Source organism: Mesorhizobium sp. M4B.F.Ca.ET.214.01.1.1 (assembly GCF_004791545.1).
Lineage (GTDB): Bacteria > Pseudomonadota > Alphaproteobacteria > Rhizobiales > Rhizobiaceae > Mesorhizobium > Mesorhizobium abyssinicae.
Window position 1 is genome coordinate 85,323 of the sequence record NZ_SRUX01000009.1, and the last position, 25,700, is coordinate 111,022.

At 62.7% G+C, this 25,700-nt stretch carries 24 protein-coding genes and 1 pseudogene; 14 read left to right on the top strand and 11 right to left on the bottom strand.

Annotated elements, in window-relative coordinates; translation table 11 throughout:
* Positions 1-155 precede the first annotated feature (155 nt).
* The 7 genes from EN857_RS18790 to EN857_RS18820 all read left to right on the top strand — a co-directional run bounded on the left by EN857_RS18790 (position 156) and on the right by EN857_RS18820 (position 5,442).
* Complete coding sequence (locus EN857_RS18790) at positions 156-938, top strand: ABC transporter substrate-binding protein (protein WP_127287049.1); 783 nt, start codon at positions 156-158, stop codon at positions 936-938.
* Between the two features lie 110 nt (positions 939-1,048).
* Positions 1,049-1,765 carry an ABC transporter permease gene (locus tag EN857_RS18795; RefSeq protein ID WP_127287048.1) on the top strand — a complete coding sequence of 239 codons (717 nt, stop codon included), beginning with the start codon at positions 1,049-1,051 and terminating at the stop codon, positions 1,763-1,765.
* Positions 1,762-2,592 (top strand): ABC transporter permease, encoded by an 831-nt coding sequence (locus EN857_RS18800; protein WP_127311153.1) that lies wholly within the window; start codon positions 1,762-1,764, stop codon positions 2,590-2,592. The genes EN857_RS18795 and EN857_RS18800 overlap by 4 nt, the downstream gene beginning before the upstream one ends.
* 113 nt (positions 2,593-2,705) lie before the next feature.
* Positions 2,706-3,575, top strand: a complete 870-nt coding sequence (locus EN857_RS18805; protein ID WP_127391888.1) for an NAD(P)-dependent oxidoreductase — start codon at positions 2,706-2,708, stop codon at positions 3,573-3,575.
* Between the two features lie 8 nt (positions 3,576-3,583).
* Complete coding sequence (locus EN857_RS18810; RefSeq protein ID WP_127391887.1) at positions 3,584-4,288, top strand: DNA alkylation repair protein; 705 nt, start codon at positions 3,584-3,586, stop codon at positions 4,286-4,288.
* On the top strand, positions 4,248-4,826 hold the full coding sequence (locus EN857_RS18815; RefSeq protein WP_127391886.1) for a GNAT family N-acetyltransferase: 579 nt from the start codon (positions 4,248-4,250) through the stop codon (positions 4,824-4,826). Before EN857_RS18810 ends, EN857_RS18815 begins: the two co-directional genes overlap by 41 nt.
* Before the next feature lie 46 nt (positions 4,827-4,872).
* Positions 4,873-5,442: a DUF3299 domain-containing protein gene (locus EN857_RS18820; RefSeq protein WP_135858437.1), complete on the top strand. Its 570-nt coding sequence runs from the start codon at positions 4,873-4,875 to the stop codon at positions 5,440-5,442.
* Positions 5,443-5,487: 45 nt separating this feature from the next.
* On the opposite strand, the gene EN857_RS18825 is transcribed toward EN857_RS18820, so the two are convergent.
* From EN857_RS18825 to EN857_RS18840, 4 genes and pseudogenes are all read right to left on the bottom strand, one after another.
* On the bottom strand, positions 5,488-5,979 hold the full coding sequence (locus tag EN857_RS18825) for an Lrp/AsnC family transcriptional regulator (protein WP_126054500.1): 492 nt from the start codon (positions 5,977-5,979) through the stop codon (positions 5,488-5,490).
* 144 nt (positions 5,980-6,123) lie between these two features.
* Positions 6,124-6,741, bottom strand: a pseudogene (locus EN857_RS18830) (uracil-DNA glycosylase family protein); the annotation flags it as partial.
* Between the two features lie 7 nt (positions 6,742-6,748).
* Entirely contained in the window at positions 6,749-7,360 is a 612-nt protein-coding gene (locus tag EN857_RS18835) for a glutathione S-transferase (RefSeq protein ID WP_135858434.1), read from the bottom strand.
* A 34-nt stretch (positions 7,361-7,394) separates the two neighbouring features.
* The gene (locus tag EN857_RS18840) at positions 7,395-8,018 is read right to left on the bottom strand and encodes a thermonuclease family protein (RefSeq protein WP_135858432.1); all 624 of its coding nucleotides are present in this window, start codon (positions 8,016-8,018) and stop codon (positions 7,395-7,397) included.
* A 75-nt stretch (positions 8,019-8,093) separates the two neighbouring features.
* Between EN857_RS18840 and EN857_RS18845 the strand changes: the two genes are divergently transcribed.
* Positions 8,094-9,614, top strand: coding sequence for a HAMP domain-containing sensor histidine kinase (locus EN857_RS18845; protein ID WP_127391882.1), 1,521 nt, complete (start codon positions 8,094-8,096; stop codon positions 9,612-9,614).
* Here the strand turns inward: EN857_RS18845 and EN857_RS18850 are convergent.
* Positions 9,611-10,609 (bottom strand): nicotinate-nucleotide--dimethylbenzimidazole phosphoribosyltransferase, encoded by a 999-nt coding sequence (locus EN857_RS18850; protein ID WP_128346901.1) that lies wholly within the window; start codon positions 10,607-10,609, stop codon positions 9,611-9,613. The two genes, EN857_RS18845 and EN857_RS18850, sit on opposite strands and share 4 nt — an antisense overlap.
* A gap of 162 nt (positions 10,610-10,771) precedes the next feature.
* Between EN857_RS18850 and EN857_RS18855 the strand changes: the two genes are divergently transcribed.
* Both EN857_RS18855 and EN857_RS18860 read left to right on the top strand, forming a co-directional pair.
* Entirely contained in the window at positions 10,772-11,005 is a 234-nt protein-coding gene (locus EN857_RS18855; protein WP_127286247.1) for a DUF1289 domain-containing protein, read from the top strand.
* A 13-nt stretch (positions 11,006-11,018) separates the two neighbouring features.
* Positions 11,019-11,723, top strand: a complete 705-nt coding sequence (locus EN857_RS18860; protein ID WP_127310972.1) for a TIGR02281 family clan AA aspartic protease — start codon at positions 11,019-11,021, stop codon at positions 11,721-11,723.
* A 6-nt stretch (positions 11,724-11,729) separates the two neighbouring features.
* Here the strand turns inward: EN857_RS18860 and dusA are convergent, their stop codons facing one another.
* Both dusA and EN857_RS18870 read right to left on the bottom strand, forming a co-directional pair.
* Positions 11,730-12,734, bottom strand: coding sequence for a tRNA dihydrouridine(20/20a) synthase DusA (dusA, locus tag EN857_RS18865; protein ID WP_127393525.1), 1,005 nt, complete (start codon positions 12,732-12,734; stop codon positions 11,730-11,732).
* 169 nt (positions 12,735-12,903) lie between these two features.
* On the bottom strand, positions 12,904-14,949 hold the full coding sequence (locus EN857_RS18870) for a flotillin family protein (RefSeq protein ID WP_127284342.1): 2,046 nt from the start codon (positions 14,947-14,949) through the stop codon (positions 12,904-12,906).
* A 595-nt stretch (positions 14,950-15,544) separates the two neighbouring features.
* Here EN857_RS18870 and EN857_RS18875 point away from each other — a divergent pair.
* Both EN857_RS18875 and EN857_RS18880 read left to right on the top strand, forming a co-directional pair.
* Positions 15,545-16,141 carry an ankyrin repeat domain-containing protein gene (locus EN857_RS18875; RefSeq protein ID WP_128346913.1) on the top strand — a complete coding sequence of 199 codons (597 nt, stop codon included), beginning with the start codon at positions 15,545-15,547 and terminating at the stop codon, positions 16,139-16,141.
* A gap of 13 nt (positions 16,142-16,154) precedes the next feature.
* Positions 16,155-16,655 (top strand): YHS domain-containing (seleno)protein, encoded by a 501-nt coding sequence (locus tag EN857_RS18880; protein WP_127394263.1) that lies wholly within the window; start codon positions 16,155-16,157, stop codon positions 16,653-16,655.
* Positions 16,656-16,703: 48 nt separating this feature from the next.
* Here the strand turns inward: EN857_RS18880 and EN857_RS18885 are convergent, their stop codons facing one another.
* Positions 16,704-18,869: an adenylate/guanylate cyclase domain-containing protein gene (locus EN857_RS18885; protein ID WP_135858429.1), complete on the bottom strand. Its 2,166-nt coding sequence runs from the start codon at positions 18,867-18,869 to the stop codon at positions 16,704-16,706.
* 387 nt (positions 18,870-19,256) lie between these two features.
* Here EN857_RS18885 and EN857_RS18890 point away from each other — a divergent pair, with 387 nt between their 5' ends.
* Positions 19,257-21,146, top strand: a complete 1,890-nt coding sequence (locus tag EN857_RS18890) for an adenylate/guanylate cyclase domain-containing protein (protein ID WP_127392872.1) — start codon at positions 19,257-19,259, stop codon at positions 21,144-21,146.
* Between the two features lie 95 nt (positions 21,147-21,241).
* On the opposite strand, the gene EN857_RS18895 is transcribed toward EN857_RS18890, so the two are convergent.
* Positions 21,242-21,544, bottom strand: coding sequence for a DUF982 domain-containing protein (locus tag EN857_RS18895; protein ID WP_127284334.1), 303 nt, complete (start codon positions 21,542-21,544; stop codon positions 21,242-21,244).
* 350 nt (positions 21,545-21,894) lie between these two features.
* Here EN857_RS18895 and EN857_RS18900 point away from each other — a divergent pair, with 350 nt between their 5' ends.
* The gene (locus tag EN857_RS18900) at positions 21,895-23,352 is read left to right on the top strand and encodes an NCS1 family nucleobase:cation symporter-1 (protein WP_127392871.1); all 1,458 of its coding nucleotides are present in this window, start codon (positions 21,895-21,897) and stop codon (positions 23,350-23,352) included.
* A 99-nt stretch (positions 23,353-23,451) separates the two neighbouring features.
* Here the strand turns inward: EN857_RS18900 and EN857_RS18905 are convergent, their stop codons facing one another.
* Complete coding sequence (locus tag EN857_RS18905; RefSeq protein ID WP_127392870.1) at positions 23,452-24,012, bottom strand: DUF1697 domain-containing protein; 561 nt, start codon at positions 24,010-24,012, stop codon at positions 23,452-23,454.
* Positions 24,012-25,649: a CTP synthase gene (locus EN857_RS18910; protein ID WP_127392869.1), complete on the bottom strand. Its 1,638-nt coding sequence runs from the start codon at positions 25,647-25,649 to the stop codon at positions 24,012-24,014. Before EN857_RS18910 ends, EN857_RS18905 begins: the two co-directional genes overlap by 1 nt.
* Positions 25,650-25,700 lie beyond the last annotated feature (51 nt).

Consider the following 25,700-nt stretch of genomic DNA (forward strand, 5'->3'; position numbering starts at 1 on the left):
CGTCATCTTCGGCCGCAACTGCCAAGCCTGCAGCCTACTGTTTTGCAGTTGCTTTTTTCGGGGAAAGAGTGGGAGTATCGCCGCCAGCGGGCGGTCAAAAGCACCGCTCACAGAGCCGCACGGAACAGCGGCCCGGACAATATGAGAGGACTAACATGCGTATTGCACTGCGTATCGCGCTCGCCGCATCGGCCGCGCTGCTGACACTTGGCGTTGCCCAGGCTCAGGAAAAGACATTGCGGATCGGTACGGAGGGAGCCTATCCGCCCTTCAACAACCTGACCGCCGACGGCCAGCTCGTGGGCTTCGACGTCGACATCGCCAAGGCGCTCTGCGACGAGATGAAGGTGAAGTGCACCTTCGTAGCCCAGGATTGGGACGGCATTATCCCGGCACTGCAGGCCGGCAAGTTCGACGCCATCATCGCCTCGATGTCGATCACGCCGGAACGCGCCGAGAAGGTCGATTTCACCCACAAATACTACAACACGCCCCCGGCGATCGTCGCGCCGAAGGACAGCGACATCAAGGGTGTGACCAAGGAAGACCTGGCCGGCAAGACGATCGGCGTGCAGGCTTCGACGACGCATTTCAACTATTCGACCAAGACCTACACCGACAGCACGGTGAAGCCCTATCCGACCGCGCAGGAATATCAGCTCGATCTCGCCAATGGCCGCCTCGACGCCGCCAATGACGACATCGTCGTGCTGCAGCAGTGGCTGGATTCGCCCGACGGCGCTTGCTGCAAGTTGATCGGGGCGATCAAGCCGGTCGTCGAGATCCACGGTCCGGGCGCCGGCATTGCCGTACGCAAGGGCGAGACCGACCTGGTCAACCAGTTCAATGCCGCGATCGACGCCATCCGTGCCAACGGAAAATACAAGGAAATCAACGACAAGTACTTCAAGTTCGACGTCTACGGCGGCGATTCCTGATCCGCCGGGATTGACGACAGGGACGGCGGGGATGTTCCCGCCGTTCCCACGAGGATGCCGCGCATCAGGAGTGATGCACGGTCTTCAGGCAAGTGGGGACAGGCAGGCGGATGCAGCAGAGCGTATGGACGCTTCTCAGTTGGGGGCCTGATGGTTGGCTCGACGACATCGCCTCAGGTGCTGCTGTCACGGTTCTTTTGGCTCTCGCAACTCTTCCAATCGGTTTGACGATTGGCTTTTTCGTAGCGCTGGGAAAACAATCCGAGGAACCCTCGCTGCGCATCGCCGCCAACATCTACACTACGATCTTCCGTGGATTGCCTGAACTGGTGACGCTGTTTCTGTTTTTTTTCGGCGGCCCGTTGATCCTGCAATATCTCATCAGACTGGTAAGACCCGAGGCGACCATCGACGTTAACGCCTTCGTCGCCGGCATGATCGTGCTTGCCATCATCTTTTCGGCTTATGCTAGCGAGGTATTCCTTTCAGCGTTCCGGGCCATCCCAAAGGGCCAATATGAGGGCGGCTATGCAGTTGGCCTTTCATACGGGCAAACGATGCGCAAAGTGATTTTGCCGCAATTGGTTCGCATCGCCTTTCCGGGCCTGGAGAATTGCTGGCTGAGCCTGCTCAAGGACACGTCGCTGGTGTCGGTGGTCGGTTTGGCTGAAACGCTCCGTCAGGCTGGCGTGGCCGCACGCGTCACCAAACACACATTCCTGTTCTTCAGTGTGGCCGCCGCGGTATTTCTTATCTTGGCGGTTATTTCATCCTTTGCCACCGGCGCCATACAGCGCTCGCTCGCCCAGCGGGACGCGCGGCGATGAGCGTTGCGGCCGACGCCAAAAACGTTGTGGAACGGCCGCCCCCGCGAGCACGCGGCTGGCCGCGTTCCCGAATTGTCGGCTACGTGCTGATAGGCGTCTGGGTTGCCGCTGGCGGCGGCATTGTCGCCTATCTGGCTTTCGCCTGGAACAGCGAACTCTTTGCCAAGTACGGCCCGAGCTACCTGCAAGGGCTCGGCGTCACGCTTTCGCTGGTTGGCATTTCGATTGTCCTTGGCGCCATACTGTCACTTCCAGTCGCCTATGCACGCATGTCGAAGAACCGGGTCTTGTCAGGTCTTGCCTATTGTTACGTCTATTTCTTTCGCGGAACGCCGCTGCTCGTCCAGACTTTTCTGGTCTATTACGGGGTCGGCTCGTTCAAGCCGCAACTCGAAATGGTTGGGCTGTGGGGCTTCTTCCGTGAGGCGTTCAACTGCGGCGTCTTTGCCTTTGCCCTGAACACGGCTGCCTATCAGGCTGAAATCCTACGCGGCGCCATCGAAAGCGTGCCAAGGGGCCAATGGGAGGGTGCCGCTTCGCTCGGCCTGCACAAATTGCAGACGTTGTGGAAGATCATCCTGCCGCAAGCATTGGTCGTCGCGCTGCGGCCGTATGGCAACGAGCTTATCCTGATGATCAAAGCGTCCGCGATCGTCGCCATTATCACCGTGTACGACCTGATGGGCATGGCAAAACTTACCTACGCGCGCACCTTCGATATCCAGGCCTATATCTGGGTCGCCGTCGTGTATCTGGTGATTGTCGAGGTGCTGCGCCACGCGATCGAATGGATCGAACGTCGGATCACCATTCACCTCAAGCGCTGATCGAAACCGCCTTTCTGCACCAGTCGATCGAGCGCTCCGCGCCTTGACGAATTCACCGCATGGCCTAGAGCTTGCGCCAGCAAAATCTGGTTCCCGTTTTGGAAGGCAAGCTCATGGCATCGGTGGCATTTCTCGGTCTTGGCGTCATGGGCTATCCGATGGCCGGGCACCTCAGGAACAAGGGTGGCCACGACGTCACCGTCTACAACCGCACCACGGCCAAGGCCGAGCAATGGGTTGCCCAGCACGGCGGCAAGCTGGCGCTGACGCCGGCCGAAGCGGCCGACGGCAAGGATTTTGTTTTCTCCTGCGTCGGCAATGATGACGACCTGCGCTCGGTCACGACCGGTGCCAAGGGCGCCTTCGCCTCGATGAAGAAGGGCTCCGTCTTCATCGACAACACCACCGCATCGGCCGAGGTCGCGCGCGAGCTGGATGAAGCCGCCCGAAGGGGCGGCTTCTCCTTCCTCGACGCGCCGGTCTCCGGCGGCCAGGCCGGCGCCGAGAACGGCGTGCTCACCGTCATGGTGGGCGGCGAGCAGGCAGCTTTCGACAAGGCGAAACCCGTCATCGAGGCTTTCGCCCGCATGGTCGGGCTGATGGGGCCGGCGGGCGCCGGCCAACTCACCAAGATGATCAACCAGATCACCATCGCCGGTCTCGTCCAGGGGCTGGCCGAGGGCATCCATTTCGGCAAGAAGGCCGGGCTCGACATCGAGAAGGTGATCGAGGTGATCTCCAAGGGCGCTGCCGGTTCCTGGCAGATGGAGAACCGCCACAAGACGATGAATGCCGGCAAATACGATTTCGGCTTCGCCGTCGACTGGATGCGCAAGGACCTCGGCATCTGCCTGGCGGAGGCCGACCGCAACGGCGCCAGGCTGCCGGTGACCGCGCTCGTCGACCAGTTCTACAAGGATGTGCAGGCGATGGGAGGCCGGCGCTGGGACACATCCTCGCTGCTCGCTCGCCTGGAAAAATAGAGAACGCGATGGCCGAGCTTTCGCCCCAATCGAGCGCCGACGAAATCGTCGCGTATCTGCGCTCGGTCGGCTCGGAGGAAAATCGCCACGGCATGCTGCGCTACGGCATCAAGATCGAGCGTGCGCTTGGCATTCCGCACGGCGTGCAGCGGCAGATCGCCAGGAAGATCAAGCGCAACCATGAACGTGCCTTCGAACTCTGGCAAACCGGTATCATGGAAGCGCAGTTCATCGCTTCCGTCACGGCCGACCCGAAGCGGTTTTCAGCCGCGGATGCGAGGCAATGGGCGGCGTCTTTCGATTCGTGGGATATCGTCGACGGTGTCTCCGATCTCTTCGTCGACACAGAGTCCTGGAGGGAACTGATCAACGAGTTCGCCGCCGACGAACGCGAGTTCGTTCGACGCACGGCCTTTGCCATGATGGCTTGGTCGGTCGTGCACCGGAAGAAGGAGCCGGTGGCGACCTTCCTCGACTTCCTGCCGGTCATTGAGGCCCATGCCACCGACAGCCGAAACTTCGTGAAGAAGGCGGTGAACTGGGCTCTTCGTTCGATCGGCAAACGATCGATGGAAATGCGCGGCGCTGCCCTTGCTGTCGCCGAACGACTGGCGCAGTCGACCGACAAGACGGCGCGCTGGATTGGCAAGGACGCAGTGAAGGAACTGACCAATGCCAAGACGATCGAGCGGATCGCCGCCAGGAAAGGCTGACGGCGCCGAAATCCGCTTCGCGGAGGTGACGCGCGCGACACGCGCGGATTTCGAGGAACTTTTCGAACAGCCGGGCGCGCCGAAATATTGCTGGTGCATGGCCTGGCGCCATTCCAGCCGCGAGCACGTCCGGAACGCCGAGAAGAAGCGCATGATGATGGGCCTGATTGAGACCGGGACGCCCGTCGGCATCGTCGCTGAAGTCGACGGCAAGCCGGCCGGCTGGTGCTCGGTCGCGCCGCGCGAGACCTATCGCAGGCTCTCAAAGCTTCAGGACGACAGCGAAACGGGCGTCTGGTCGATCGTCTGCTTCTATGTACCGAGGGCCCTGCGCGGCGGCGGGCTCGCGGCGGCGCTGCTCGACGCGGCGATTGACCATGCCTTTGACAGGGGCGCGCGCGTGATCGAGGCCTATCCGGTCGACCAGGCAGCGCCAAGCTACCGCTTCATGGGTTTTCGCGACATGTTCCGGGTGCGAGGCTTCCACGAGATCGGCACCGCGGGCTCGCGCCGGCATGTGATGCGGCTCGAGCGTTGACGCCGGGGACGGCGGCGTCTTTACTCAGGTGCAAAGGAAGCAGCCAGTGAGCAAGCATCTCAAATCAACCATCGCGCTCTCCGCTGCTTTGCTTATTTCCATTGCCGCCGATGCCTCGGCCGAGACCGTGCATATCTTCTGGAAGGACCTGCGGCCGGCGACGCAGGCGATCGCCGAAGACGCCAACATGCCGATGATCGCGGCGAAACTGCCTGACCACGGCGAGACTCTGTCCCTGGGCCTCCAGGACAAGACCGTTCAATTAGCCGGCTACGCGCTGCCGACCGATCGCGACGGCGACCTCGTCTACCAGTTCCTGCTGGTGCCGTGGACGGGCGCCTGCAGCCATATGCCGACGCCGCCGCCCAACCAGATCGTGCTGGTGACGCCGGCACATCCCTACAAGATGTCAGAGGCCTACCAGCCGGTCTCCATCACTGGCGTGCTGAAGCCGGGGATGGAGAAGAGCCAACTCTTCATCCTCGATGGCGTCTCGGTCATCCAGTCGGGCTACACGGTGCGCAAGGCCGAGGTGGCAAGCGTCAACTCGGTGCCGGACACGGTCACCTTGCCGGTCAGCTCGCCCTGGAGTTTCCTCAACAAAAAGAAGAACTAGGCAGGCTTGCGTGACCTTTCCGGAGAACGGCCACGCATCAGCACCTCAAGCCGCGTTGGCGCCGGCTTCCTTATCCAGCACCATGTAGTCGAGCGGAATCTCGGTCGTGTACTTGATCTGCTCCATGGCGAAGGACGACGAGACGTCGCGGATCTCGATCTTGGCGATCAGCCGCTTGTAGAAGGCGTCGTAGGCGGCGATGTCGGGCACCACCACGCGCAGCAGATAGTCGACGTCGCCGCTCATGCGGTAGAATTCGACCACTTCCGGAAATTCCTGGATCACCTCGGAGAAGCGCCGCAGCCATTCATGGCTGTGCGAATTGGTGCGGATCGACACGAAGACGGTGACGCGCACATTGACCTTCTCGTGGTCGAGGATAGCGACGCGCCGCTTGATGACGCCCTCTTCCTCGAGCTTCTGGATGCGGCGCCAGCAAGGCGTCGTCGACAGGCCGACTTTCTTGGCGACATCGGCGACAGCCAATGTCGCATCCTCCTGCAGGAGGCGCAGAATCTTTCGGTCAAGGCGGTCCATCGGATGCTCCGTTAGTGCATGTCGCCCGGCTTGCGTGGCGTGCGCTTTGAGGAATAGTTTGTCCATAATCCCTTTTATTCTGGCCTTTCACAAGAAAGAAATTCTGCCAGACAGGCGGAAAGCGGGTGTTTTCTTGCTGTATGCCTAACCAAGGCGATAGCGGATTTCCGACCTCAGGAAGGGCAGCAAATCCATTTCAAACCACGGATTCTTCTTCAGCCAGCCGGTGTTTCGCCACGATGGATGCGGCAGCGGCAACACTGTCGGGCCGGCCGGCGCATCCCATATCGCGCGCCAGTTCCTGACGGTTTCCGTCAACGAGGACTGCCGCGCCGTGCCCATGTGCCAGGACTGCGCGTAGCCGCCGATGGTCAGCACCAGATCGATTTGCGGCATCAGCGCCATCAGTTCGGCGCGCCACGCCGGCGCGCATTCGCGGCGCGGCGGCAGGTCGGCGCCCTTGGCATCCTGGCCGGGAAAGCAGAACCCCATCGGCACGATTGCGAATTTGTCCGTGTCGTAGAACTCCTCGCTGGTTACGCCAAGCCAGCTGCGCAGCCGGTCGCCGGAGGCGTCGGTGAACGGCATGCCCGAGAGATGGACCTTGGTGCCGGGCGCCTGGCTGGCAAGCAGGATGCGCGCTGTCGATGACGGAAGCAGCACCGGGCGCGGCTCGTGCGGCAATGGCCGGCCAAGCGGCTTCTCGACGCAGATGCGGCAGGCGCGGACCCTTGCCGTCAGTCTCTCCAGCGCTTCGCTCATCCGGGCCTCAGGCGGCCGCGCTCGGCCGGCTGGAGATCGCCGCGTGCCAGCGCAGCACATTGGTGCACTCCTCCGGCACCCTGATGCGGGCCGGCTTCATGAAGTCGATGGCGATCAGCCCGGTGATGTCGGCTATCGAGTAGCTGTCGCCAGCAGCGAATTCCCGTTGCGCCAATTCGGCATCGAGCAGCTTCAGGAATTCGATCGCCTTCGGCTTGTTCGCCTCGCCCCACTCCGGGACCTGCGGCACCTCCCATTCCTTCATCGCCGGATGAATGTGGCGAAAGGCCTGGGCGACACTGCTCAGCAGATTGAGCTCGATGCGCCTTTGCCACATCTCGACCTTCGCCTTGCCGAGCGCGCCTTGCCCGAACAAAGGCGGCTCCGGATAAAGCTCCTCGAAATAGCGGCAGATGGCGACGGATTCGGTGATGATGGTGCCGTCGTCGAGCTCGAGCACCGGCAGGCGCTGCAGCGGGTTGCGCGAACTGACGGCCTGCTGCTTGTGCTCCAGCGCGCCCATGTCGACAGGCACCAGCGGAACCTCGATCCCTTTCTCGGCGAGGAAAACCCGCACCCTGCGCGGATTGGGGGCGCGGCCGCCGTCGAACAGCTTCATTGTCATCCTCCCGATCCGATCTCGCTCCATCTCCTTACCGGAAGCGGAAAAACTCGCGCAAGGCGTCTCCTATAGAGGCCAAGGTGCCATGCTTCCTTTCGACCAGTCCGTGGCCGTGCGTATCGCGCCAGTCCTGCGGCTCGTCGAAGGTGCCGGCCCAGATGCCCGCCTTGCCGGCGCGGGCGCCGGCCTCCTCGGTCTCGAAATCGCCATAGGCGACGGCCCAGCCGGCCTCGACCTGGGCGCGGTTGAGGTCGACGCCGCCCGCCTTGCAGTCGCCAAGCAGCCGGCCATAGCGGTCCTGCTGCCAGCCGCTGCAGGAGACGGGACGGCCGCCTATCAGCTGCACCAGCGACTGCCGCGCGAGCTTGCCGCACGCATAGTCGGCGCCACCCCTGCGGCAGGTCTGCTGGTACTCCGGCGCGTCGATGCCGCGCATGCGGATGCGCGTGGCGCCTAGCGTGATCGAATCGCCGTCATTGACGATCGCCGCGCCCGCGGCCTCGCGCGTCTCGAAGCGGTCGAGGCGGGCCGCGAGCAGGATCAGCAGACCGAGCAGAACTATGGTCAGGCAATAGTCGAAAAGCCGCCGCCACAGGCTGCGAGGCGGCTGCGGAGCGTATCGCCGGCGCGGCCTCGGCGACCAGGAACGGCTCATATGGCAAACAGTCTCTTAATCATTCGAACGTAGCTTAACGAATTGAAATCGCTGCGCGCAGAAATTGAAGTTTGTATGCCTTTGCTACGCTCAAACACAGCGGACAAATTCATTGTGGACCGCAGGAAACCGCATCGCAACAGCGATGTGGCGCGCGCGGTGCGCAGAACCCGTGACCGTCTTTCGCAGCAGGCCGGCAATCTCGATTTCGACCGCGAGCTCCTGAAGCTGCATGCCCGCACCATGGTGGTCAGCGCGACCGCCATACCGATCCTGGTGCTGGCGATCGCCGCGACCGGCCTGTTGGCCGGCCTCGACAAGAAGATCGGCATCTGGGCGCTGTTCACCCTGCTTTGCTACGCGATCGTCGCCTTCATGGCGCGGCGCATCGAGCGGACGGAAGCGTCCCAGATCGATCCGTCGCAGGCGCGGCGCGATTTCCTCATCGGGCATTTCCTGTGCGGCCTTGGCTGGGCCTGGTTCGCTTGGTTCGGTTGCGACACCTGCCAGATCGATCAGTTCCAGGTGGTCAAGGCGATGGTGCTTCTGGTCGCCATGGCGGCCACCGCAGTGATGGCATCCTCGCTGGGCGGCGCGCTGCTGGCGACCTTCGCGATTCCCGTCGCCGTCTATGCCTATGCCGGAGCACGAACGTGGCTGCCGATCGAGGTTATCATGGCCGCGCTGCTGGTCACCGCCCTGCCCTTCTTTGCCTACGTCGCGCGCAATCTCAACCAGGCCTCGCTGATGCTGATGTCATTCCGTTCGGAGAAGGATGCGCTGATCGCCGAGGTGGAGACGGCGAAATCGATGTCGGACGAGGCGCGGCGTCGGGCCGAGGATGCCAATCTGGCGAAGTCGCGCTTCCTCGCCTCGATGAGCCATGAGCTCAGGACCCCGCTCAACGCCATTCTCGGATTTTCCGAAGTGATGGCCAATGAAGTGCTCGGCCCGATGAACAACCCCACCTATCGCGACTATGCTCATGACGTGCACGAGTCCGGCCAGCATCTGCTCGACCTGATCAACGAGATCCTCGACCTGTCGCGCATCGAGGCTGGCCGCTACCAGCTCAACGAGGAGCCGGTGATGCTGCTCACCATCGCCGAGGACTGCTGCCACATGATGGAGTTGAAGGCTCGCAACAAGGACATCCGCGTCATCCAGGATTTCGAAACCACCTTGCCGCGCCTGTTCGCCGACGAACGCGCGGTGCGGCAGATCGCGCTCAACCTCCTGTCCAACGCCATCAAGTTCACGCCGTCCGGTGGCGAGGTTCGCGTGCGCGTCGGCTGGACCGCCGGCGGCGGGCAATACATTTCGGTCAAGGACAATGGGCCGGGCATTCCGGAGGAAGAAATCCCGGTCGTGCTTTCAGCCTTCGGCCAGGGTTCGATCGCCATCAAGAGCGCCGAGCAAGGCACCGGCCTCGGCCTGCCGATCGTGCAGGGCCTGCTCGCCATGCATGGCGGCGAATTCGAGCTTCACTCCAAGCTGCGCGAGGGCACCGAGGCGATCGCCATCTTCCCGCTCAGCCGGGTGATGGAGGAACTGCCGGCCCTGCCGACCAAGACGGTCGCGGCGCGCCGGCGCTAGGTCCGGGCCGCGGCCGCCATGCCGGAACTGGTGAGGGCGGCAGCCTTGACCAGCCCGGCGGCAAGGCCTGCTCCCACAGCTTCGCCATGGCTGACGCCAAGATCGAGCAACGGCCGCAGGCCAAGCCGTTCGATTGCCCTGGCGTGTCCCGGTTCCGGCGACAGGCTGGCCACCAGGCAGTGGGCGATCGCCGCTGGGTTGGCGGCGTGCAGAACAGCGGCCGTCGCCGTCGCCGCAAATCCGTCCAGCAGCACCGGGATCTTCTGCATGCGGGCAGCGAGGATGGCGCCGGCGATCGCCGCGAACTCGCGGCCGCCGACGCGCCGCAAGGCTTCGAGCGGATCGCCGAGGCCGGCGCCGTGAACGGCAAGCGCCCGATCGACCGCTTCAGCCTTGCGCGCCATCATCGCCGCGTCGGCGCCCGATCCGGGCCCGACCCAATCGATACCAGCGCCGCCGAACAGCGCGGCGCACAGAGCGGCGGCGACGGTGGAATTGCCGACGCCGAGATCGCCGAGGCAAAGGAGATCGGCGCCGCCGGCGACCGCTTCCATGCCGAAGGCCATGGTGGCGGCGCAGCCGCGTTCGTCGAGCGCGGCTTCCTCGGTGATGTCTCCGGTCGAAACATCCAGCGCCAGGTCGAAGACCTTGAGGCCGAGGTCGTTGGCGATGCAGACCTGGTTGATCGCCGCTCCCCCGGCCGCGCACAGTTCCACCGCATTGGCGGTCGCCGCCACCGGCCGCGGCGAGACGGCATGGCGGGTGACGCCGTGGTTCCCGGCGAAGATCGCCACCTGCGGCCGCCTGACCGCCGGCGGCGCCTGCCCGCTCCAGGCAGCGAGCCAGGCAGCGATGTCCTCGACCCGGCCAAGCGAGGCCCTGGGCTTGTCGGCCTTGGCAAACAGCGCGCGCACGCGCGCCTCGGCCGCCTGGTCGGCCGGCGGCAGGTTTGCCAGAAGGTTGCGAAAATCGTTGAAAGGCGATGCGCTGGTCATGCGGCCTACAATGGTTTGCTGGAAGGTTTGAGCGGCATAACCGCCTTGCTGCGCCAGCACAACCTTCGGGGCTTGCCGTGAAAGCAGCAAAGCGCGGCGCATTCCGTGGGGCTTGCATTGGCATGGACGTTGCACCATGTGGAAGTAGCGCAAGAGAACATCATGACGGCCATCGAATCCCCGTGCATCCTGGTCTGTTCGATCGACATGAAAACCGGCTTCTGCTTCGGCTGCGGCCGCACGCGCGACGAGATCTCCGCCTGGATCGGGATGACTCCGGAGGTTCGCCGCGCTGTCATGGCCGAGTTGCCGGCACGGCTGGAGACGGTGGAGCGGCGGCCGCGCCGGGAGACCCGCCGCACCCGGATGGCGCGCGAGCGCGACGCGTTGTCGTGAAGGGGCAACACCGATGAACCGCCTGTTCTGGATCCTGATGGTGGTGATCGGCGCCGGCGCGCTGCTTTTGATGCTCAACGATTCGGCGGGCAGCACGTTTGGCGTCGACAACTACGATTTCAGCCGGTTGATCTGGCTCGGCGCGTTCGGCACGCTGATCGGCGCCGGCCTGCTGCGCTCCGGCAGGCCGCTCGGCGACATGGCCCGCAATCTCGGCACCTGGGCCGTCATCGTGCTGGCGCTGATCGCCGGCTATCAATACCGCTATGAGCTGCAGGACGTCGCCAGCCGGGTGACGGCGGGCCTTGTCCCCGGCAGCCCGCTGGCGCTGGGCGTGGAGGACGGTCACGCCACGGTCACCCTGGACAAGGCCGACAATGGCCATTTCGAGGCGCGCATCCTGATCAACGGCGCGCCGGTGCGAGCCGTTGTCGATACCGGCGCAACCAGCATCGTGCTGACCGCGGAGGACGCCCAGGCCGCCGGCTTCAATCCGGCCACGCTCAACTTCACCATACCGGTCTCGACCGCCAACGGCATGGCGCGCGCCGCCGCCGTGAAGACCGACGAAGTGGCGATCGGCGGCATTGTGCGCAAGGACATGGCCGTGATGATCGCCGCGCCCGGGATGCTCGGCCAGAGCCTGCTCGGCATGAACTTCATCGGCTCGCTGTCGGGCTTCGACGTGCGCGGCGACCGCATGGTCCTGCGCGACTGAATGCCCTCAGGCCGCTTCGGCCGCCGTGCCGCTGAGGTCGACAGCGGCAAAGGCCGTCTTCAACACCTCCGGTCCGGCGCCCGGCCTCGTCGCGTCCGTCGACAGGATCTGCCGGTAGCGGCGCGCGCCCGCCAGGCCGTGGAACAGGCCGACCATATGGCGCGTGACGTGGCCGAGCCGCCCGCCCTTCTCGATATGGCGCGCGGCATAGGCCGCCATGACATCGATCAGAGCGGCATAGTCGAACGCCGCGGGCGGCTCGCCGTAGAACATGGCATCGACGCCGGCCAGGATGCCCGGCGTGTGGTAGGCGACGCGGCCGAGCATGGCGCCGTCGGCATGGCAAAGGTGCTCGCGCACCGCGTCCAGCGATTGGATGCCGCCATTGATGCCGATGAATTCATTCGGCTTTCTCACCTTGAGACGATAGACCCGACCGTAGTCGAGCGGCGGGATGTCGCGGTTTTCCTTCGGGCTGAGCCCCTCCAGCCAGGCCTTGCGGGCGTGCACCCACAATGCGTCGGCGCCGGCCGCGAAAACCCCGTCGGCCAGGTCGTCGAGCGCCGGCTCCGGATCCTGCTCGTCGACGCCGATGCGGCATTTGACGGTGACGGGAATTTTCACTCTGGCCTTCATCGCCGCGACGCAGTCGGCGACAAGCACCGGGGTCTTCATCAGGCAGGCGCCGAACGTGCCTGACTGGACGCGGTCCGACGGGCAGCCGACATTGAGGTTGATCTCGTCGTAGCCGAAGGCCTCGCCGACCGCCGCCGCCTCGGCAAGCTTGCCGGGATCGGACCCGCCGAGCTGCAGCGCCACCGGATGCTCCGCCGCGTCGAAGCCGAGCAGCCGCTCGCGCGCGCCCTGGATGATCGCGTCGGCCACCACCATCTCTGTATAGAGCAGCGCCCGGCGCGTCAGTTGACGGTGGAAGAACCGGCAATGCCGATCCGTCCAGTCCATCATGGGCGCGATGGCGAGGCGCATCTTCTTGTAATCGCTGCTCTTCATATCCGGCGGTTCTCGAGTCCTCGGTCAACGAGGCGTCGCGCTCACATAAGCGATTTTGCAGCGATTTCCTACCCGGCCGCGAAGAGCAAGCGTGCCCCGATCTCGACGCGGAACTCTGGATTGCGAACGGCAGAGCAGAAATGGGCCGGTACAACCGGCCCATTCCCAATCAATCCTCCTCAACCGGAGCCGGGATCTCATCCGGTAGGTTTTGCCGTCCAACCCGGTCGGCGACGAGCATCGAAAGCATCATCTCGACAAGGCCATTGGCGCCCCCCTTCTCGCCGCCGGTAGCGCCGATCTGGATCTGCGGCACGAGCGGTAGCTTGCCATTTTCGATGGCCTCGGCGAAGCGCATGAGAACCTGCGAGTTGAGCTGATAGTCCGGTCCGCCGAAAGCCGCGACCTTCTTCTCGGTGGCCTCGGCCTCCGCCAGGCCGACAGCGCGCACCTTCTCGGCCTCCGCAAAACCGGTCGCCTTGATGCGTTCGGCATCGGCAAGCGCGACAGCCTTGATCATGTCGGCCTCGCCCTGGCCGGCGAGGCGCACCTTCTCGGCTTCTGCCTTGGCATTGACCTGAATGGTTTCCGCCTCCTGACGGGTGCGGGCGAGTTGCGCCTTGCCCTCGTTCTCACTGATCTCGATGGTAAGTGCCGACGTCGTGATCTTGGCTTGCTGTTCGGCAAGCGCCTCCTTCTCTCGCAACGTGCGTTCCTGAGTGGCCGCCCTCTCCTGCAATTTATAAGTCTCGACCTTTTCGACTGCGATCTGGCGGTCGCGCAGCTGGATCAGGATCTGCTCTATGCTGTTCTGGTCATTGGCGGCACGGGGTGTGCCAATCAACACTTCCTGCAGCTCGAGGCTGTAGGAATTGAATTTTTCGCGCATCTCCTCGCCGGATTTGCGCTGGATATCGCTACGCTCCTGCAAAAGCTGGATCAGTGTCTTTGTCTGGGCGATATTCTTGAAATAGGCAGAAACCATCGGGTCGAGCGTCTGTTCGACCAGCCGCTTGATGTCGCCGAAACGCTGCACCACGAGCGGCGCCTTCATATAGTCGATATGCACGACGACGGAGAGCGGCAGCACAGGCTCGAACGCATCCTTGGTGATCAACGAGACTTCAGACAGGTTCTCGTCCAGCCTGTGTTCGCCAAACTGCTCCTTCGTCCATTTGAGCACGAAGTTGGTGGTCGGCACGGTGACGATGTTGCCGGCATAGGTATTGAACGCATACTTGCCCGGCAGCAGCGGTGTCGACCAGACACCGCGTGCGCCGACTTCGACCAGTTCGCCGTGACGGTATGCCTGCCCGGATATATCGGCGCCGTGGCGGCCGTTATAGGAGACGACGACACCCACCGTTCCAACGTCAATGATTGTCTTCTCGACCAGTTCGACGGTCGCGAAAATGCGATTGAGGAAGTAACTGCCGTCGGCCAGCACCTGCAACTGCCGGCCACGGTAGCCACCGGCATTGAGAAACTTCTCCGGGTCCTGAAAATTGTTGTGAAAGTTCGGGTCGTTCGGATCGTTGGCGACGGTCGGTGCGATGATCTCGCCGTCCGGCAGGGCCGGACCATCATGGATGGTGACGATTCCGATCATGTCCTCGGCATTGTGGATGACGACCGGCTCAAAGCCGCCCCGCTCCGAGATCACGCTGGACATATTGGCAAAAAGATTTTGTTCCGACGGGCTCAGATTGACGGCATGGATCGACTGGGCGGTCAGCACGATGAATTGCGCGAGATTGATGGCATAGGTGCCTTCACGCAAGATCTTGCGTTGCGGTCCTTTCTGCCCGCCTTTTTCGAGAAAGCCGCGCACATCCTGGAAATCGTCGGCGTCGGTGTTGGAAGCAAGTGTCTGCGTCGGAGGCAGCGGCTTGCCATCCCGGGCAAAGACATAGCCGATCTGACCCTGCGGGATGGTGACAAGATTGGCGCGATGAATCGAATATTGGAACGGCATGAAGAAATGGAGGCCGCCGCGCACGACTTCCGGCTGGTAACCTGCCTCACGGTTGAGCGCGATGAAGCCATTGCTGACGGAACCGCGAAAACTCCATAGTTTTTCCAAGATGCCGAGCCTGTCGTTTGGGATGTAGCGGACCACGCCGCTCCGCCAGAACAGGATTGCCAGCACGATGACCGGCACGGCTATCTCGATTGCCGTCCATGTCATCGGCTCGAGATATTGTAGGGCTTCCATCTCTTCTCTCCTATGGGGCGCACGGGTTCGTTCACCCGAGGGCCACCCGGTTGGTGTTTATTGATGAAGCGGGGAGATCGCGCACCGGCACGCTCGACGCACTAAGGGCTTGTCGAACGTTTGGGCTGCTCATTGTATGGAAAAATGACCGCGCATCTCGAGTCCCCAAGTACGGGAGGCGCGGCCGTGAGCGATGTTACATCGGTGTTGCCTTGATAGACATAACAATAAATGACGTAGGTATCGCACCTACAGGTTTAAAGATACTCCGCGCGGGAATCGTATAAGTTATTTCCAACGCTTTCGCTATTTCGAAAGCGTGGTGGTTGCTTTTACAGTTACCAAAAGCGCGAAATGGCGTTCTTACGGGTTAGCCGCCGGCCCCCGGATCCGACTGGCTGGGCCGGCTGCAAGGGAGGAGCGAGCGCCGAACGCGAACACGTCTTCGGCTAGCTTCCAGCGGCGAGTAAACTTGGAAGTCGCAACCGGGGTAGCGCCCTTGTCTTCCCTCTCAGTTAGCGGTCCGCCCGGTCGCTCGAAGGGCTACCCAGGTGAACTGCCGCATGGTATTTTAGGCGCCTCTAAAGGACAGGCGATGCGCGGCTTGTTTGCAATGGTCGGTCTGGCTTTCGCCGTTGCGACGGCCGCGGCAGACCCGTTGTTCGATGCCGTTGCCGCAGGAGATCCCAGCGCCGCCAAGGAGGCTTTGGCCGGCGGCGCCGCCGTTGACGGTCGCGCGCGCGACCAGGCAACGCCCCTCATCAATGCCGCGCTTGCCGATCAGCCGGCGATCGCCGAACTGCTGATCGCCAAGGGCGCCGACGTTATGGCGCGCAATTCCGGTGGCTTCACGCCCCTTCATGCCGCAGCCTATTCCGGCAGCCTGCCTGTTGCCAAACTCCTGCTCGACCGTGGCGCCGTGCTCGACGACGCGGCCAACAAGGCAGGCGTCACGCCGATGATGGTGGCGGGCGAGGAAAACCATCTGGAGGTGGTCGAGTTCCTCATCTCCAAGGGCGCTGACGTCGCCCATCCCGAGGTCCACGGCTACGCGCCGATCAGCCGCGCCTTCTGGAAGGGCAACTTGGAGATCGTTCGCCTCTACAAGCGCCACGGCGCCGCTTGCCAGAAGCCGGAAGTCATCAAGGACACAGAAGAGAACTACAAACGGTGCATGGACATTCACGATTGATGGGAGACGCGCAATGTACGTGGCAGACGCAAGCAGATCTCCGAGCAACCTTATCCTGGCGGGCGCACTAGCCTTCTCGGTTGTCGGCGCGGCCCCCGCGCATGCCGACGGCTCGGTGAACACCGGCTACTTCGGCGGCGTGGCCATCATGGGCTATGATCCGGTCGCCTATTTCACCGACGGCAAGGCGGTCAAAGGTTCGGAGAAAATCGCTTATGACTGGCTCGGCACACCGTGGAATTTCGCAAGCGACGAGCACCGCAAGATGTTCATGAGCGAGCCTGTCAAATATGCTCCGCAATATGGCGGCTATTGCGTGGGCGAGGTTTCGCTAGAATCGGTGACGGTCAACGTCGATCCCGAGGCGTTCAAGATCATCGACGGCAAGCTCTATCTAGCCTACGACAAGCCTGATATGGAAAATATCGCCGCCCACGCCGACGACGTTTTGCCAAAAGCGGAAGCTGCTTGGCCGGCCGTCAAGGCAAGGCTGGAGCGCGACCAGATCAATTGATCCGACCGCTCGGGCGCTTTGATGTCTCCGCCCTAAAGTGTGCGGCGCCTAGTCGAGCGGCGAGAAGTGAAAAACGACGCGCGAGTTCACGAAGCTGAACGCGAACTCGCCTTGGCGCCTATAGATCGGGCCGCAATCCGGTCGCCCAAATGCGTTTTCGCTTTGCTCGCAAAGCAGATCCTCTTTAACGGATATCGTCTCGGTAATGAATTGAGCGGTAGAGCGGAAGGCCGCCTGGCCGTCATTGCCGATCTGCATGATTGCCGGCCGGGGCCCCGGCTCCGCGACGCCCTTCAGCGTGTGACCGATGACCAGGGCGCTGATGTCCTCACCTTTAAGCCGATCGCTCTCGTCGCCCTTGAAGGCATAGGGCCATTCCGGCAGACCCGCCTGCTTCAACGCGCCGATCAGGGTTTCCAAATCCTGCGGATTGCGAAAATGCCATCCCATCCTGATTGCGGCGATAGAGTCGTTGTTGGGAAGAAGTCGCAGGCCCTGGGCCACCGCCGCCCGCGCGTCTGCGATGCGGCCGGTCTGAGCATAGGCGGCGCCGAGCGAGACCAGGATGTTGCCGACACCAGGCGCTTCGTCGCGAGCGCGCTCCAGCGCCGCCACCGCGCGTTTGCCATCGCCGTCGAAGAAAAAGACCGTGCCGGCGATCTGGCGGTTGATCGGCGACATGTCGGGGTCGAGCCGCAATGCCGTTTCGACAGCCGCGGCGGCTTCCGGAAACTTGCCGTCGAATAGGTAGACGTATCCGAGTGCGACCTGCGCTTCGACGTCGCCCGGTCCGAGCGCCACGGCCCGCCGGGCCGACTCGATCGCTTCGTCGAAGCGCCGGTCCACGCTCTGCAGGATGGCAAGCATCGCGTAGGGCAGCGACAGATCGGGATTGAGCTGCAGGGCTCGCCCCGCGCTCTCATAGGCGCGCTTTCGCGCCGGGGCGGACTGCAGCACGTCGTCATAGGCATTGCGCCAGACATAGACGGCAGTGCGCGCATCGGCGGCGAATGCCGCCGCGAACGAAGGATCCAGCGCGACCGCCTTTGCATAGAAGTCCAGTGCGTCGCGCATGCCGGGCGGGCGGCCGGTGAAGGCAGCGTGCTCGCCGCGCAGGTAGTAGTCATACGCCTCGAGATTGGCGGTGGGCGGGCGCTCCATCCTCTTGGTTTCCACCGCCGAGGGCTCGACGTAGAGCGCGGCGACGATTTCCTTGCGCATCTCATCCTGGACAGCGAACGTTTCGGCCGCGCGCCGGTCGAAACGGTCGGCCCACACATGCTCGCCGTTTGCCGTATCGATCAACTGAGCGTTGATCCGGATCAGGTCACCCGTCGGCCTGACGCTGCCCTCGACGAGGAAGTCGACGCCGAGTTCGCGCCTGACGTCGGCGAGATTGGGCGGCTTGCCCTTGTAAGCGGCGACCGAGTTGCCGGCGATCACGTCGAGGCCCGAAAGTTTAGCGAGGTCGGTGATCAGGTCCTCGGTTATGCCCTCGGCGAGATAGTCCTGCGCAGGATCGCCGCTCAAATTGGAGAACGGCAATACCGCGACGGAAGGCCGTTGCGGCGCCCGCAGCCACTGCCAGGCAATGACGGTGCCGGCAACCGCGGCGGCAACGAGCAGCGCCGCACCCGTCGCCAGGATCGCCGGCCGCAGCGGGCGGCGCGGGCCGCTCAGAACCTTGCCCGCCTTCGAAGGTTCGAGGAGAATCCGATAGACGCGGACAGGGTCGGCGATGTTCTTCAGCCGCTGCTCGCCAAGGCTGGCGAAGCCGACGTCGCATTTGTGCACGGCGTGGTCGAAGGCCGTGCCAGAGATGCAGACGCCGCCGGGCTCGGCCTGCGCTTCCAGCCGCGCGGCGATGTTGACCCCGTCACCATAGATGTCTTCACCCTCGACAATGATGTCGCCGAGGTTGACGCCGATGCGAAAGCGGATGAGCCGGTCGTCCGCGATACCCTTGTCACGCTCGGCCATCTTGCGCTGGATGTCGGCCGCGCATTGCACCGCATCGACGACGCTGCCAAATTCGACCAGCGCACCGTCGCCCATAAGCTTGATCATACGGCCGTGATGCCGGGCGATCGATGGATCGATCAACTCGCGGCGACAGGCCTTGAGCCGCTCCAGCGTGCCGACCTCGTCCTCGCCCATCAGCCGGCTGTAGCCGACTACATCGGCCGCAAATATGGCAGTTAGCCGCCGCTCCATGCGTCGCCTGTGCTCCGTTGAGGCGCGTGATGGGTCACCCGACGCACTCTACAACGGCAACCGCCGCAACGCACCCGGTCCGAGTGGAGTTGGCTACACGGGACTGAAGGTGATCCGCTTTGGCCCGGGGCGGCAGTCACTTGGTCCGGCCGGTTCGGGCCCTAGCCGATTCTTCTTTCTCGACCGATCTCTCCTTCTGAGCTTCCGACCCTGCATCGCGATTAGAATCAGAAATTGGGCGGATCGGCGGCTCGAGATTGAGCCCAGCCAGCATGCCAGTATGGGCGCATCCGTAGAGCGGAGCAGCATTCGAGCTCCGGTTCGCCATCGCCCGATATTGGGTATATGCTGATGTTGGAAAATGCCTGCGTTGGCTAATGAGTGGCAATGCAAGCGCATCGGCGCCTCGTTGCGATAGTCGCCTCCGACATTGTCGGATACTCGCGGCTTATAGAAGCCGACGAGTCGGCTACGTTGACTACGATACGAGAGCTGCGCCGCGTGGTTGTTGATCCGCTGCTCGCGCAGCACAGCGGCCATACTGTCAAGCTTATGGGTGACGGAGCGATCTTCGAGTTCGTATCCGTCGTTGACGCTGTTGCCTTTGCGACCCGCCTTCAAGAAGGCGTTGTCGCGCAACAAATCAACACGCCTCAAAACAAGCGCATAGTCCTTCGCGTTGGGGTCAACGTCGGCGACGTTGTAGCCGAGGGGGACGACCTGCTTGGCGACGGCGTCAACGTGGCGGCTAGACTGGAACAACTTTGCGATCCGGGGAGCGTATTGATTTCCGGCACTGCCTTTGACCAGTTGCAAGGAAAATTGCCGTTTCCGATCGATTTTGTCGGCGACCAGCGCGTCAAGAACATCGCCCGTCCGGTTCGTACTTATCGAGTGCGGCTACGAGGGACGGGACGCCCTTGGCGGCTACGTGCCCGGCCGTACTTGTCTCGTAGGAGACTATTGGCGCCTCTGACCGCATTGCTCCTGATCGGCGTCGCCTGGATATTCTGGCCCGTGGAAGATGCTCATGCCTCGCGGACGATAGCAGTACTTCCATTCGACAATTTGGATGGAGACGCCCGATGGACACGTCTTGCGGAAGGGCTCAGTGAGGACATCATAACTGATTTGGCGCGGCATCCCGACATCTTCGTGATCGCTCGCAACTCCAGCTTCGCCTACAAAGGAAAGAGCCCAGACGTAAGGCAAGTCGGCCGAGAACTTGGCGTTCGGTTTGTCCTAGAAGGAAGCGTCCAAACTCAAGGGCATCAGTTGAGAGTGACAGCACAGTTCATTGACGCGGTCTCCGGAGCTCACCTGTGGGCGCAACGGTACGATCAAGCTACCGACGACTTATTCTCGGTGCAGGACGAGATAACCGCTCGCGTGGTCGGCAGCATCGCCTCGACGTACTACGGCGAGATCGCACGCAGCAGCAGGGCGGTTGCCAAACGGAAGCCTCCCGCGAGCCTTGATGCGTACGATCTCTATCTGATTGGGATGGACAGTACCCAGAGCGTCACCAAAGAGGGGGTCCTAAAGGGTATCGAGTACCTCGAAAAATCAGTGCGAATGGACCCGGAATTTGCACCGGCTTGGAGCCAGTTAGGCCTCGCATATTCGGTTGCCAGTACTCTAGGCTTCTCTGACGATGTCGATACCGCCTTGCGGCACTTCCGGGAAGATACGACTCGTGCACTGCAATTGGACCCAAATGATTGGATAGCGCTCGGACAGCGCGCGACATTGCGTGCGGCGGACGGGGACATTCAAGGTGCGAAGGAGGATTTCGAGCGGGCGCTTGCAGTTGCCCCAAACGATGCTGATAACCTTGCCTTGATTGCGTACAACATGCCCCTCGTTGTTGGTGATGCTAAGCGCATGGTGGACACGGTCAATCACGCTCTGCTCCTAAATCCAAGCGCTCCCCCTTGGTACTACGGAGCGCTTGCAATCGCCCAATATGTCGCCGGAAACGACCGCGACGCTATCACAGCCGCGATGAAGGCTCCTGTTCATGGGGAGTCGTTGATGGTTCGTGCGATGGCCCATGCTCGACTCGGCGATCTTGAGCAGGCCCACACGTTAGTTCAGCGTATCCGCGCCGAGTTTCCGGAGTTCTCCGTCGAGGGCTATGTTCGAACTTGGCCGGTAACAGCTCCCGATGCGCTGTCTGCCTTTTCTGAAGGCGCTAGCAAAGCCGGTCTCATTGCGAAGCGCGAGGATCTGACCGCGTCGCGATCAAACGACGGAGCGTCTCTCGAACCCCAATGAATGCCCCCGGCAGACTATGACGGTTCGCTAGCTGACGCAGAGCCGCGGTCCGCGCCACTATGGCGCGAACCTCGACAGTTCTGGAGTTAGAGCGGCTAGCGCCGCAAGGCGTAGACGTTGTCCATCGCCTCGCCGCCGAGCGGCATGGCCATCTCGTCGTCGAGGAGGCGTGTGATGCGGGCAAAGCCGGTAAAAGCTTTCCTTGCCTCCTCGGCCGACATGTTGCCGGCCATGGCGGCGGAGCAGCAGTTCAGGGCGCATTGATAGACCGGTCCGCGCCGACCTGCTGGCCATTTCCGCAAAAACACCATCGCTTCGGCGACGCTGTCTACTTCTTCTACGGGGTAGCCTTGCCCGGGCAGAATCCGCACGGGCGTAAAGAAATGCAAGCGATCCATCGTTTTCCTCCCGGCGATCGCGGTGCACAGAACCTCATTAAACACCCGGTGGGCCATTTGGTTCCACAAAAAAGCGGATGCGCGGCAAAAAAAATTCAACCGGACCGGATGCCCGGGATTTCGACCGTCAGGCAATCGATCCACGGGTGACCCGGACTAAGATCCGCTTTGCCGACTCAGGAGCGAAATGTCGATGATGGGCCGCGGTGCGCATGCGTGATAAGCGCGATTCTCGTTGAATGTCTTTAAGGTCAAAGCCGGCAAATGGTTTGCTTGCCGGTTCCCCTGCGTCAGGCTTAACCTCGCCGATTAACGCGTGAGGGCGCGTTTTGCAAAAGGGGACACTTGCAATGACGATACAAGGCGCATCGCCCGACCTTTACAACGAGGACCTCGCTCCTGCGAAAGTACGCAACTGGGGGCCGTTCTCGATCTTCAACGTCTGGACGTCCGACGTCCACAGTCTGTGGGGCTACTATCTGGCGGCCAGCCTGTTCCTGTTCTGCGGCGGCTTCGTCAATTTCATCATCGCCATCGGCATCGGCTCGCTGATCATCTACGCGCTGATGAACATGGTAGGTTATGCCGGGGTGAAGACCGGCGTGCCCTACCCCGTTCTCGCCCGCGCCTCCTTCGGCATCTGGGGCGCCAACATTCCGGCGCTGGTGCGCGCAATCGTCGCCTGCTTCTGGTACGGCGCGCAGACGGCCGCCGCCTCCGGCGCCATCGTGGCGCTGCTGACGCGCCTGCAATGGTTCGACGAGTTCAACAAGACCTCGCACCTTCTCGGCCACTCCACCCTGGAAGTGATCTGCTTCGTCGTCATCTGGGCGTTGCAGCTCTTGATCATCCAGAAAGGCATGGAAACGGTGCGCCGCTTCCAGGACTGGGCCGGCCCCGCGGTCTGGGTGATGATGCTTCTCCTGGCCATCTATCTCTGCGTGAAGTCAGGCAGCTTCGCCTTCACCAGCGACATCCCGATGGATGTGCTGCGCGAAAAGACCGCCGATGCCGGCATCCCCGGCGATCCCAGCTCCTGGACAGCGCTCTTCGGCGTCGCGGCGATCTGGGTCACCTACTTCTCGGCGCTCTATCTCAACTTCTGCGACTTCGCCCGCTACGCGCCCGACAATGCGGCGCTGCGCAAGGGCAACATCTGGGGCCTGCCGGTCAATTTGATCCTGTTCTCGCTCGTCGCCGGCGTCACCACGATCGCCGCCTACGATGTCTACCACGAGGTGCTGCTCCATCCCGACCAGATCTCGGCCAAGTTCGACAGCTGGTTCCTGGCAGCCCTTGCCGCCCTCACCTTCGCGGTGGCGACGCTCGGCATCAATGTGGTGGCGAATTTCGTCTCGCCGGCCTTCGACTTCTCCAACGTCTTCCCACGCCAGATCGACTTCAAGAAGGGCGGCTACATCGCGGCCGTGATCGCGCTGGTGCTTTACCCCTTCGCGCCCTGGGAAGGCAGCGCCGCGCACTTCGTCGGCATCATCGGCGCGACGATGGGACCGATCTTCGGCGTGATGATGGTCGATTACTACCTGATCCGGAAGGGCGAGGTCGACGTCGAGGCGCTCTACCGCGAAGACGGTGAGTTCCGCTTCCAAAGCGGCTGGCATGTCAACGCCTTCATCGCCGCCGGCATCGGCGCCATCTTCTCCTCGATCCTGCCCAACTTCACCAACTGGCTGCCGTCCTGGTGGGGCGTCTATGGCTGGTTCTTCGGTGTGGCGATCGCGGGCGCCGTCTACTACGTGCTGCGCACCATGGCGCTTGGCGCAGGGGCAAAGACGGCGAAGGCTTGAAATAAGGCAGTAGGCAGTAGGGCTTAGGCAATAGAGAATACCCCTACTGCCTACTGCCTACTGCCTACTGCCAACTGCCTACTGCCTACTGCCTACTGCCTACTGCCTACTGCCTGCTGCCTGCTGCCCAACCATCTCCGCCAACCTGCGCACCGTGTTCCAGTTGCGCGAAGTACCTATGCCCATGCGCTTGTGATTGCTCGCCGCCAGCAGCCGTGAGCTTGGTCGCTCACGCGAAAAGACGAGCCAGATGTCGCCGCCGACCGAAAGCACCTTTTCATCGTCGGCGGCATAGGCATCGAGCGCCGCGACGGCGTCCGCCGGCGCAGGCTTGCGCATGACGCGCACCGCGACCTGATCGCCGGCATCGGCGGACTCGGCCGGAAACGGATTGCCGCTCGCGAGCTTCAGCCAGTCCTCGGCGCGGCGCACGATGATATCGACATGGCGGCCGAAGGTCTTTTCGAACGCTGCTTCCAGCCGTTGTTCGAGATCGGCGATCTTGGCCGCCCGCGCGTCGAAGACCAGGTTGCCCGTCGCCACCAGCGTCCGGACATTCTTCAGGCCGATGCTCTCCGCCATCGCCTTGAGGTCGGACATGACGAGGCGTCGCCCCTCGCCCAGGATGATGCTGTAGAGCAGCGCGACGTAGGTCCGCATCAAACGAGGCGCGACTGGTCCACCGCGGCCGAGATGAAGCTCGCGAACAGCGGATGCGGTTCGAGCGGCCGGCTCTTCAATTCAGGGTGATACTGCACGCCGATGAACCAGGGATGGTCGGGGTATTCGACCGTTTCCGGCAACACGCCGTCGGGCGACATGCCGGCAAAGACCAGGCCGCAATCCTCGAGCCGCTGCTTGTAGTCGATATTGACCTCGTAGCGGTGCCGGTGGCGTTCGGAAATCTGGGTGTCGCCGTAGATCTCGGCAATCTTGGAACCCTTGCTCAGCTCTGCCTGATAGGCGCCGAGCCGCATCGTGCCGCCGAGATCGCCGGTCGCCCTACGCTTCTCCAGCATGTTGCCCTTCAGCCATTCGGTCATCAGGCCAACGACAGGCTCCTCGGTCGGGCCGAACTCGGTCGAGGAGGCGTGCTCGACGCCGGCCAGCGAACGCGCCGCCTCGATGCAGGCCATCTGCATGCCGAAGCAGATGCCGAAATAAGGCACCTTGCGCTCGCGCGCGAACTTCGCCGCCAGGATCTTGCCTTCCGAACCGCGCTCGCCGAAGCCGCCGGGAACGAGGATGCCATGCACCTTCTCCAGCCAGGGCGTCGGGTCTTCCTTTTCGAAGATCTCGCTCTCGATCCAGTCGAGCTTGACCTTGACGCGGTTGGCGAGGCCGCCATGCGAAAGCGCCTCGATCAGCGATTTGTAGGCGTCTTTGAGGCCGGTGTATTTGCCGACAATGGCGATCGTCACCTCGCCTTCCGGATTGTGGATGCGGTTGGAGAGCGCCTGCCAGGGCTCCATGCGCGGCTTTGGCGCCGGGTCGATGCCGAAGGCGGCAAGCACCTCCGAATCGAGCCCCTCCTTGTGATAGGCCATCGGCACGTCATAGATGTGCGGCACGTCGAGCGCCTGGATAACGGCGCTTTCGCGCACGTTGCAGAACAGCGACAGCTTGCGGCGCTCTTCTTTTGGAATGGGCCGGTCGGCGCGCACCAGAAGGATGTCGGGCGCAATGCCGATGCCGCGCAGTTCCTTGACCGAATGCTGCGTTGGCTTGGTCTTCAGTTCGCCGGCGGTCGGGATGTACGGCATCAAGGTCAGATGGACATAGACCGCGTTGTTGCGCGGCAGGTCGTTGCCGAGCTGGCGGATCGCCTCCAGGAACGGCATCGCCTCGATGTCGCCGACCGTGCCGCCGATCTCGCACAGCACGAAGTCGTAGTCGTCATTGCCCTCGAGGACGAAATGCTTGATCTCGTCGGTGACGTGCGGAATGACCTGCACGGTCGCGCCGAGATAGTCGCCGCGCCGCTCGCGCTCGATGATGTTCTTGTAGATGCGGCCGGTGGTGATGTTGTCCTGCTGGTTGGCCGAGCGGCCGGTGAAGCGCTCATAGTGGCCAAGGTCGAGGTCGGTTTCCGCCCCGTCGTCGGTGACGAACACCTCGCCGTGCTGGTACGGCGACATCGTGCCGGGATCGACATTGAGATAGGGATCGAGCTTTTTGATGCGCGCGCGATAGCCGCGCGCCTGCAGGAGAGCCCCAAGAGCTGCCGCAGCAATGCCTTTTCCGAGTGAGGAAACCACGCCGCCAGTGATGAATACATATCGCGCCATGGGAGTCATCGCTTAACGCGGCCGGATTGATTCCGCCAGAGAAAAAACCGCCGCGAAGGC

What these genes read in the sequence shown, in the direction of transcription:
- EN857_RS18790 (WP_127287049.1), top strand. Translation starts at nt 156, where the DNA reads ATGCGTATTGCACTGCGTATCGCGCTCGCCGCATCGGCCGCGCTGCTG.
- EN857_RS18795 (WP_127287048.1), top strand. Translation starts at nt 1,049, where the DNA reads ATGCAGCAGAGCGTATGGACGCTTCTCAGTTGGGGGCCTGATGGTTGG.
- EN857_RS18800 (WP_127311153.1), top strand. Translation starts at nt 1,762, where the DNA reads ATGAGCGTTGCGGCCGACGCCAAAAACGTTGTGGAACGGCCGCCCCCG.
- EN857_RS18805 (WP_127391888.1), top strand. Translation starts at nt 2,706, where the DNA reads ATGGCATCGGTGGCATTTCTCGGTCTTGGCGTCATGGGCTATCCGATG.
- EN857_RS18810 (WP_127391887.1), top strand. Translation starts at nt 3,584, where the DNA reads ATGGCCGAGCTTTCGCCCCAATCGAGCGCCGACGAAATCGTCGCGTAT.
- EN857_RS18815 (WP_127391886.1), top strand. Translation starts at nt 4,248, where the DNA reads ATGCCAAGACGATCGAGCGGATCGCCGCCAGGAAAGGCTGACGGCGCC.
- EN857_RS18825 (WP_126054500.1), bottom strand. Translation starts at nt 5,979, where the DNA reads ATGGACCGCCTTGACCGAAAGATTCTGCGCCTCCTGCAGGAGGATGCG.
- EN857_RS18835 (WP_135858434.1), bottom strand. Translation starts at nt 7,360, where the DNA reads ATGAAGCTGTTCGACGGCGGCCGCGCCCCCAATCCGCGCAGGGTGCGG.
- EN857_RS18840 (WP_135858432.1), bottom strand. Translation starts at nt 8,018, where the DNA reads ATGAGCCGTTCCTGGTCGCCGAGGCCGCGCCGGCGATACGCTCCGCAG.
- EN857_RS18845 (WP_127391882.1), top strand. Translation starts at nt 8,094, where the DNA reads ATGCCTTTGCTACGCTCAAACACAGCGGACAAATTCATTGTGGACCGC.
- EN857_RS18850 (WP_128346901.1), bottom strand. Translation starts at nt 10,609, where the DNA reads ATGACCAGCGCATCGCCTTTCAACGATTTTCGCAACCTTCTGGCAAAC.
- EN857_RS18855 (WP_127286247.1), top strand. Translation starts at nt 10,772, where the DNA reads ATGACGGCCATCGAATCCCCGTGCATCCTGGTCTGTTCGATCGACATG.
- EN857_RS18860 (WP_127310972.1), top strand. Translation starts at nt 11,019, where the DNA reads ATGAACCGCCTGTTCTGGATCCTGATGGTGGTGATCGGCGCCGGCGCG.
- dusA (WP_127393525.1), bottom strand. Translation starts at nt 12,734, where the DNA reads ATGAAGAGCAGCGATTACAAGAAGATGCGCCTCGCCATCGCGCCCATG.
- EN857_RS18870 (WP_127284342.1), bottom strand. Translation starts at nt 14,949, where the DNA reads ATGGAAGCCCTACAATATCTCGAGCCGATGACATGGACGGCAATCGAG.
- EN857_RS18875 (WP_128346913.1), top strand. Translation starts at nt 15,545, where the DNA reads ATGCGCGGCTTGTTTGCAATGGTCGGTCTGGCTTTCGCCGTTGCGACG.
- EN857_RS18880 (WP_127394263.1), top strand. Translation starts at nt 16,155, where the DNA reads ATGTACGTGGCAGACGCAAGCAGATCTCCGAGCAACCTTATCCTGGCG.
- EN857_RS18885 (WP_135858429.1), bottom strand. Translation starts at nt 18,869, where the DNA reads ATGGAGCGGCGGCTAACTGCCATATTTGCGGCCGATGTAGTCGGCTAC.
- EN857_RS18890 (WP_127392872.1), top strand. Translation starts at nt 19,257, where the DNA reads ATGCAAGCGCATCGGCGCCTCGTTGCGATAGTCGCCTCCGACATTGTC.
- EN857_RS18895 (WP_127284334.1), bottom strand. Translation starts at nt 21,544, where the DNA reads ATGGATCGCTTGCATTTCTTTACGCCCGTGCGGATTCTGCCCGGGCAA.
- EN857_RS18900 (WP_127392871.1), top strand. Translation starts at nt 21,895, where the DNA reads ATGACGATACAAGGCGCATCGCCCGACCTTTACAACGAGGACCTCGCT.
- EN857_RS18905 (WP_127392870.1), bottom strand. Translation starts at nt 24,012, where the DNA reads ATGCGGACCTACGTCGCGCTGCTCTACAGCATCATCCTGGGCGAGGGG.
- EN857_RS18910 (WP_127392869.1), bottom strand. Translation starts at nt 25,649, where the DNA reads ATGACTCCCATGGCGCGATATGTATTCATCACTGGCGGCGTGGTTTCC.